Origin of the sequence: Paenalicyclobacillus cellulosilyticus (assembly GCF_014647315.1) — a bacterium.
Classification (GTDB): domain Bacteria; phylum Bacillota; class Bacilli; order Alicyclobacillales; family Alicyclobacillaceae; genus Alicyclobacillus_J; species Alicyclobacillus_J cellulosilyticus.
In genome coordinates, this window is the sequence record NZ_BMOY01000007.1 from 74,117 (window position 1) to 82,194 (window position 8,078).

Consider the following 8,078-nt stretch of genomic DNA (forward strand, 5'->3'; position numbering starts at 1 on the left):
GGTGGGGTGCGCGTACCACCTGCCCACCTGCCTCGCCCTTGGGGGCGAGGCGTCAACCACGAACATGGAGGAGGAAAGCGTATGCAGGAGCGGCGGTTGCGTATCAGCGCAGGGCCGCATGCCAGGCGGCGCGTGGTGCTCAAGGTGGACTGGCCGGCCGACGAGGCGGGGGACATCGCCGAGGTGCGGGACGAAGCGGGCCGCGCCGTCCCGTTTCAGGTGGCCGAGGCCGACGGGCGGCGGGTGTTGCATCTGGTGGTCGATGACATCCCGGCCGGGGAGGAACGGGTGTGGACCGTTCGCTTTGAGCCGCAGGGGCGCCCGGAGGAGGCAGCCAGCCTGGCGGGAGCGGGCGACACGGACGGCGTCGTGATGGTCACCCGCCAGGACCAGGTCGAGGTGGTGATCGACGGCCAGTTGTTCACGTTCTACGTGTTCGATCCCGCGGTCGCCAAGCCATTTCTGGGACCCTTGCTGCATCCTGGCGGTGAGAGCTGGACACGCCTTGACTTTGCCACCAGGGAGCACCCGCACCACCGCTCGGTGTGGCTGGGCATCGGGGATGTGAACGGGACAGACACATGGAACGAACCGGCCGGGCGGTTCGGGTGGCAGCGGCAGACCGCCATCCGCTGCACGTCCGGGCCGGTGTTCGGCACCATTCAGACGGAGAACGTGTGGACCGATTTCGACGGACGCCCGTTGATGGATGACGTTCGGACGTGGACGTTTTACCGCACTGAGGCAGGGCGGCGGGTGGTGGACATCGATTTCACGCTCTATGCCCGGTACGGTGACGTGACCCTGGGGCGCACCAAGGAAGCGGGCCCGCTCGGCGTGCGCGTGGCCGACAGCATCAAGGCGGATGCCGGCGGGGTCATCACCAACGCCTACGGTGCCATCGGCGAGGCGGAGTGCTGGGGGCGGCGTGCCCACTGGTGCGACTACTCCGGTCCGCTCGGCGGCGGGATGGCCGGGATTGCCGTGATGGACCACCCGGAGAACGACGGGTATCCGACGCATTGGCATGTGCGCGACTACGGCTTGATGGCGCCGAACAACCTGTTCTTCCGCGGCGAGGTGCACATCCCGGCCGGTGGGTCGCGCCGGTACCGGTACCGGTTGTATTTCCACGACGGGGACGTCCACGCTGCGGGTGTGGCCCAGGCGTACCTGGACTACGTGCATCCGCCGCAGGCGGCATGGGTGTGATGGACGTGGGTGCCGCGGCAGCGTGCAGGAGGAGGGTGCAGGATGTGGGCGCCTGACGAATTCCTGGAGCAGATGTACCAAACGCTCGCAGCGCAGCGCACAGCGGCCGCGCGCAAGGGCGAGGGCAGCGGCGCAGACCGAGAGACCTTTGCGGAAGATGCCCCGACGCGGCCGACCGAGGCGGCGCATGTGCACGCGCACGCGGACATGGAGGGCGCGGGCACGCGAAGGGCCCGGCTGCGACAGCGGCTGGGCCTGAGTGCCTTTGGTCCATTGAACGGCCCGCTCGCGCCTGTGGTGCTGGAACGGGTCACAGCCGGCGACGTGGTGCGCGAGCGGATCGAGTTTTCCACGGTAGGCGGCCTGCGCATGCCGGCATATGTGGTCGTCCCCAACGGGCTCACACCGGGCGAGCGGTTGCCGGGCGTCTTGTTGTGGCACGGCCATGGCCCGGGCAGCCGCACGATGGTGGGACTGGCGGGGGACGGATGGCCCGCCGCACCTGCCGGACGCCTGGGGGACAACGTGGCCAGTGCGCTCGCACGGCGGGGGCTTGTCGTCATGGTGCCGGAAATCGCAGGTTTCGGCGACCGCCGGTTGCAGCGGGACCTGCGGCGTGATCCGAACGCACCCAACTCCTGTTTCTCGCTATCCGTCTCGCTGTTGATGGCCGGACGCACCTTGGCCGGGTTGCGCGTGGCCGAAGCGATGCGCGCCGCCGACTATTTGCAGACGCGCCCGGAAGTAGATCCGGAACGCATCGGCAGCATCGGGTATTCCGGCGGCGGCATGGTCACGACCCTGTTCGCCGCCCTCGACTTGCGGGTGCGGGCCGCAGTGGTCGGCATCTACGCGAACACCTTTCAACAGAGCATCCTGGCGATGCCGCACTGCATCTGCAACTACATTCCCGGACTGCTCGAGGACGCCGAACTGCCCGACATCCTCGGGCTCATCGCGCCGCGGCCGCTGTTCATCGAATCCGGGGCGGATGATCCCATATTCCCATTGGCGGGGACCACGGAAGCGGTGGCCCGCGTCAAGGAGATCTACCGCCGCGCAGGTTGCGAGGACAGGTTCGACTACCACATCTTCCCTGGCCGCCATGAGATATGGGGCGAGCGGTCGTTTGCATGGTTGGCGGAGCAATTGCAAAGTTAGGAAGGTTGGAGGTATCTTTACGTGTCCATGTTTCCGCTTTGGCCCAGCGACGATCCGTTTGCCCGCGGGGATGGTGCCGAAGATCGACCGGTCATCCGGCCGTATCTTGTGCCCGCGACACGGCGCGCTGGAGGCGCCGTCCTCATCTTTCCCGGCGGGGGATACGCGAGACGAGCGCCTCATGAGGGAGAGCCGGTGGCTAGATGGCTCAACGAGATAGGGGTTTCGGCATGTGTGGTCGATTACCGCGTGGCGCCGTACAGGCACCCAGTGCCGCTCGCGGATGCGCAACGCGCGGTGCGCTGGGTCCGTTACCACGCTGCAGATTTGGGGATACGGGCGGATCGGGTCGCGGTGATGGGGTTTTCCGCCGGCGGACACTTGGCGGCGACGCTCGCCGCACACCACAACCTCCAGACGTACAAACCGCAGGACGAGATCGACAAGCTGCCCTGCCACCCGGATGCGCTCATCCTCTGTTATCCGGTCATCACGTTCGGCGAATACCGCCACGAGGGGTCACTGCGTAACCTCTTGGGCGATGCGCCGGATGAATCCCTGCGCGAGCTGCTTTCGATAGAACGTCAAGTCACGGCGCGCATGCCGCCCGCATTCATCTGGCACACGGCGGACGACGCAGGGGTGCCGGTCGAAAACAGCTTGTTGTTTGCACAAGCGCTCAGCCGCGCCAAGGTGCCGTTCGAGTTGCATATTTATCCGCACGGGCGCCACGGACTCGGCCTGGCGGAGGAGGATGCGGCGGTCGGCGCGTGGCGGGCCGCATGCGCACGTTGGCTGTTTCAACTCGATTTTGGAGGAAAGACCGTGCCGAGTCCGAGTTGACCGCCCTCCATGCGGGCATTACAATCAAGAACAAAATCAGGGCCCGGCGGTCGGGCATCGCGTGTCTTCCCGACCAGGGCCCGCGGAGAAAACCTGCGTTCATCCTCCGCAAAATCGCGCGAGAAGGAGCCATTCACATCGACATGAAGGTCTTGCCTACCGTGTTGCGCAAGGTGAATGAGCGCAGGGTCCTCAATGTTATCCGCATGCGAGGGAGAGTGTCCCGGCCGGAGATCGGCATGGAGACAGGGCTGACGCAGCCGACGGTCATCCGGATTGTCGACGCGCTGTTGGAGCAAGGGTGGTTGCGCGAGGTCGGTTATGCGGAGTCGTCGATGGGGCGCCCGCCGAAGCTGGTGGAGGTGAACCCACACACGCCGGTGGCGGTGGGGGTGGAACTGGGCCGCCTGCGGGTGCGGGTCGCGTTTGTCAACCTGCTCGGCGAAATTCGTCAGTACCACGAGGTGGACGCCGACGAGATCGACGGGGTCCGGGCGTTGGTGGAGCATGTGGCGCGTTGGATTGAAGCCTACGGCTACCGGATGGAAGACGTCATCGGAGTCGGCTTGGCTGCGCCGTCGTTCCCCAACTCGGACGAGTTCCGCGACTGGCATCAGGAACCGGTGGTCGACGCCATCGAGAGCGAGCTCGGCATGACCGCATGGCTGGAAAACGACGCCAATGCGGCCGTCCTCGGCGAGATGTGGTTCGGGCTCGGCCAGGAGGCCAGACACCTGGTGTTCGTGCTGTCGGAGATTGGCGTCGGTGCCGGCATCGCGGTCAACGGTTCCATTTACAAGGGCGATCACGATGCCGCAGGTGAGTTTTCCCGCACCATCGTCACCTTCGAGGACGGCGAACCGAAGACGCTCGCGTCGAGCGGGGATGCGGTGGCCATCCTGAATGCGGTGCGCGCGGCCAAGGGGTTGACGCTGTCGCGCGGACATCCGGAACCGTCGTTGCTGGAAGCGGTCATCCGACGCGCGAAGGAGGGGCTGGCACCCGAAGCGGACATCGTCCGGCGCGCGCTCGATTTCATGGCGGCTGGGATCATCAATCTGGTGCACGTCATCGACCCGAGCATGGTCATCCTCGGCGGACACACCTTTTTTGCCGATCCGTTCATGGTGGAGGAGACGCAGCGGCGGATTGAGGCGTGGATGCCTGCGCGCAGGATCCCGATTGTCGTCACGCAGTTTGGCAGCCGGGCGGTCGCGGTCGGTGCCGCGACGCTGGTCTTGCAACACGTCTACGACCACACGCAAGTGATAGGTTGACAGGCTGCACAGTGGGGTGTATTTTATTAATAAAGTTTAATTAGTATCGCGGGCGGGACGGGCGGACGCCAAGGCGCCGCCCGCGACCGCCGGCGACCCGCGCGTCAGCTCAGTGTGGGCTTCCAGGTGTAAGCGGGTTCAGGATCACAAACATATGAAAAGGGGTGTCACAGGTGAAGAAGGCGACCAAAGTGGCTTCGGCGACCGCATTGGCGGCGGCAGTGGTCGCGGCAGGTGCCGTCGGCACGGCGAAGACGCTCGATGCGCAGGCCAAGGCCAAGCGCGCGGCAGTGCCCACCATCACGTTCATGTCGTGGGGCGGCGCGCAGGAGAACAGCGAACTGCAGGCCATCATCAACAAGATCAACCAGCAACACAAGAACGAATTCTTCATCAAGAACCTGAACGTCCCGGCCAACTACGACCAGAAACTGAACACGTACCTGGCGGCCGGCGGCAGTGCGGCGCCCGACATCTTCTACATGACCGACAGCAACGTCCCGACCTACATCAAGCAGGGCGTGTTGCTGGACCTGACGCCGTACATTCAGAAGTACAAGAACAAGTACATCGTGCTGAATCCGGCCAACTACTTCCAGAACACCCTGACGGCCGATCGCGGTCCGAACGGCCATTACTACGGCTTCCCGTGGATCGCGCAGCCGGTGGTGATGTATTACAACCCGAAACTGTTCCAAGAGGCGCACGTCCCGCTGCCGACGAAGAACTGGACCTGGGACCAGTTCATGCAGGACGCGAAGAAGCTCACCAATCCGGCGAAGCACATCTACGGGTACCTGCAAGCCAACGGTTGGCCGCCGGTGGAGATGTACGTCTGGTCGTACGGCGGTGACTTCTGGAACAAGAACCTGACCCAGAGCACCATCAATTCGCCGAACGCCGTCAAAGGCATCAAGCTGATGAAACAGATGGTGGACGAGAAGGTCGTCCCGCCGCTGGCGGAGCTGGCGAACGTCAACATCGAGGACCTGTTCGTGCAGGGCCGGGTGGCGATGTTCGCGGGCGGCGCGGCGGACGGCAACTACAAGACCCAAGGCTTCACCGCCAAGATCGCCGAAATGCCGATGGGCACCCAGCACGCCACGTTCCTGTGGCTGGCGGATCTCGGCATCTATGCCCACTCCAAGGTCGACAAGGACACCTTGGTCAAGGCGTACGCCGCGCTGCTTGACGCGATTGATCACTGGAAGATTGTCCCGCCGGTCAAGCAGTACGCTGCGCACCTGGATCAGATCTCCATCCCGGATGCGCCGGGCGGACACACGCCGAAAGACCGCATCCCGGTGATCCTGGATTCGATGCAGTACGCGCGGGCACCGCGGCTGGTGCCGAACATGAACCAGTACTGGACCGCGTTGACCAACGACATCTACCAGCCCATCCTGAGCGGCACGAAGGACACGCCGCAGCAGTTGGCGCAGAAGGCCGCCCAGGATTTGCAGAAGGCCCTCAAGCCGTAAGCAGGCGGCAAGAATCTGTGGTACGCAACACCTCCGGGCCCGCGCCCGGAGGTGTGCTTTGACCAGGGGGGATTCGCTTGAAACGCCAGTCCAACGCGCTGCGCAGGCGGGAGGCGGTCCTCGGGTATGCGTTCATCAGTCCGTGGATCATCGGGTTCATCGTGTTCGTGGCCGGTCCGTTGGTGGCGTCGTTGTACCTGAGCTTCACCGACTACAGCCTGTTGCAACCGGCCCACTTCATCGGCGTGCAAAACTACGTCCAGATGGTGCATGACCCGGACTTTTGGACATCGCTCGGGGTGACGTTTTACTACGCCATCGTCTCGGTTCCGCTGGACTTATTGGTCGCGTTGTTGTTGGCCATCCTGCTGAATCAGAAGGTCCGCATGATGCGGCTGTACCGCACGCTGTTCTACTTGCCGTGCGTGTTGCCGCCGGTCGCGGTGTCGGTGCTGTGGAACTGGATCCTCAATCCGTCCTACGGCATCCTGAACCGGCTGTTGGCCTTTTTCGGCCTGCCGCAACCGCAGTGGCTGATCACGCCGCAGTGGACCGTGCCCGCCTACATCGTGATGAGCGTATGGGGCGTGGGCGGCGCCATGATCATCCTCCTGGCAGGGCTGCAGGACGTGCCACAGAGCCTGTATGAAGCGGCCGTGATCGACGGGGCGGGCGTCTGGGCGAAGTTCCGGTACGTCACGCTGCCGATGATCTCGCCGGTGCTGTTCTTCAACCTGGTGATGGGCATCATCGGGGCGTTCAGCTACTTCACCCAGGCGTACGTCATGGGATCCGGTTACGGTTCCGGAGCGGGCGTGAACAACGCCGGCCTGTTCTACGCGCTGAACATTTACATCCAAGGGTTCTCGGAGTTGCACATGGGCTATGCGTCCGCCTTGGCCTGGGTGATGTTCTTCATCGTGCTGGCGTTGACGCTCTTGGTGTTCAAGAGCTCGTCCATGTGGGTCTACTACGGAGGTGAGCGGGAATGAGCGCGGTCTCTGCCGGGACGGCGGTGCCGGTGCGGCGGAAGCGAATGCCGGTGGCACAGCGGGTGTATCGCGTCTTCATCTATGCGCTGTTGACGGCGCTGTCCGCGCTGTTCCTCGTGCCGCTGTTCTGGATGGTCTCGAGCGCGCTCAAGTCGAGCAGCGAGGTGTTCGTCTTTCCGCCGGTCTGGTGGCCGAAGCACCCGGAATGGGGCAACTTCAAGCAGGCGCTCACCACGCTGCCGTTCGGGCTCTACGCGCTCAACACCTTGCTCATCGCCGTGGTCAACGTGGTGGGCAACGTGGTGTCGTGTTCGTTGGTGGCGTACGGCTTCGCGCGGTTTCGCTTCCCGGGCCGGCGCATCCTGTTCATGCTCTTGTTGTCCACCATGATGATCCCAAGCCAGGTGCTGCTGGTGCCGCAGTTCATCATGTATCACGATCTCGGCTGGATCAACACGTTTCTGCCGCTCACGGTGCCGGCGTTCTTCGGCAGCGCGTTCTACGTGTTTCTCCTGCGCCAGTTTTTCATGACCATCCCGCCCGAGCTTGAGGAGGCGGCGCGCATTGACGGCGCGGGCACGTTTCGGATCTTCACCACCATCGTGCTGCCGCAGATCAAGCCCGCGTTGACGGCGGTGGCCATCTTCTCGTTCCAGGGGGCGTGGAACGACTTTCTGTCGCCCCTGTTGTATCTGAACGACCAGGCGAAGTATACGCTGCAACTGGGGTTGACCCAATTTCAGGGTTCGTTCCACACCGACTGGAACCTGATCATGGCGGCGTCGGTCGTCGTGATCCTGCCGATGCTCATCATCTTCTTCCTCGGTCAACGCTACTTCGTGCAAGGCATCACGATGACCGGCACGAAAGGATAATGTCTATAAAGAAGGAGGGGGCGCAGGTGCAACTGGTGCAGGTGCGCGTTCACCGCATGCCCGAAAACCCCATTGTGACACCGAAGGACACAGATTCCGCGCCACGTCGCAGTTTGGTGAACTGGAAATCAGAATGAAGACTTGCGGGAATGATGGGACTGACGCGGATTCCCTATATATGGTTCTATGAAAGCGCGATCATTTGTAAATTTGATCAGATATGGAAACGACCTGCGC

7 protein-coding genes are annotated in these 8,078 nt (G+C 63.6%); all 7 read left to right on the forward strand.

Features of this window, described 5'->3' with window-relative positions; translation table 11 throughout:
• Positions 1 to 81: 81 nt before the first annotated feature.
• The 7 genes from IEX97_RS03650 (at position 82) to IEX97_RS03680 (ending at position 7,841) form a co-directional block, all read left to right on the forward strand.
• Entirely contained in the window at positions 82 to 1,212 is a 1,131-nt protein-coding gene (locus IEX97_RS03650) for a DUF6807 domain-containing protein (RefSeq protein ID WP_188881194.1), read from the forward strand.
• A 42-nt stretch (positions 1,213 to 1,254) separates the two neighbouring features.
• Complete coding sequence (locus IEX97_RS03655) at positions 1,255 to 2,373, forward strand: alpha/beta hydrolase family protein (RefSeq protein WP_188881195.1); 1,119 nt, start codon at positions 1,255 to 1,257, stop codon at positions 2,371 to 2,373.
• A 27-nt stretch (positions 2,374 to 2,400) separates the two neighbouring features.
• Positions 2,401 to 3,216, forward strand: coding sequence for an alpha/beta hydrolase (locus IEX97_RS03660; RefSeq protein WP_188881211.1), 816 nt, complete (start codon positions 2,401 to 2,403; stop codon positions 3,214 to 3,216).
• A gap of 143 nt (positions 3,217 to 3,359) precedes the next feature.
• Positions 3,360 to 4,493 carry an ROK family transcriptional regulator gene (locus IEX97_RS03665; RefSeq protein WP_188881196.1) on the forward strand — a complete coding sequence of 378 codons (1,134 nt, stop codon included), beginning with the start codon at positions 3,360 to 3,362 and terminating at the stop codon, positions 4,491 to 4,493.
• 173 nt (positions 4,494 to 4,666) lie between these two features.
• On the forward strand, positions 4,667 to 5,974 hold the full coding sequence (locus tag IEX97_RS03670) for an ABC transporter substrate-binding protein (protein ID WP_188881197.1): 1,308 nt from the start codon (positions 4,667 to 4,669) through the stop codon (positions 5,972 to 5,974).
• Between the two features lie 77 nt (positions 5,975 to 6,051).
• A complete protein-coding gene (locus tag IEX97_RS03675) occupies positions 6,052 to 6,966 on the forward strand; it encodes a carbohydrate ABC transporter permease (protein ID WP_229776344.1) in 915 nt (304 codons plus the stop codon).
• Positions 6,963 to 7,841 carry a carbohydrate ABC transporter permease gene (locus IEX97_RS03680; protein WP_188881198.1) on the forward strand — a complete coding sequence of 293 codons (879 nt, stop codon included), beginning with the start codon at positions 6,963 to 6,965 and terminating at the stop codon, positions 7,839 to 7,841. The genes IEX97_RS03675 and IEX97_RS03680 overlap by 4 nt, the downstream gene beginning before the upstream one ends.
• Positions 7,842 to 8,078 lie beyond the last annotated feature (237 nt).

Coding starts and splice junctions, on each gene's coding strand:
- IEX97_RS03650 (WP_188881194.1), top strand. CDS start 82: ATGCAGGAGCGGCGGTTGCGTATCAGCGCAGGGCCGCATGCCAGGCGG.
- IEX97_RS03655 (WP_188881195.1), top strand. CDS start 1,255: ATGTGGGCGCCTGACGAATTCCTGGAGCAGATGTACCAAACGCTCGCA.
- IEX97_RS03660 (WP_188881211.1), top strand. CDS start 2,401: ATGTTTCCGCTTTGGCCCAGCGACGATCCGTTTGCCCGCGGGGATGGT.
- IEX97_RS03665 (WP_188881196.1), top strand. CDS start 3,360: ATGAAGGTCTTGCCTACCGTGTTGCGCAAGGTGAATGAGCGCAGGGTC.
- IEX97_RS03680 (WP_188881198.1), top strand. CDS start 6,963: ATGAGCGCGGTCTCTGCCGGGACGGCGGTGCCGGTGCGGCGGAAGCGA.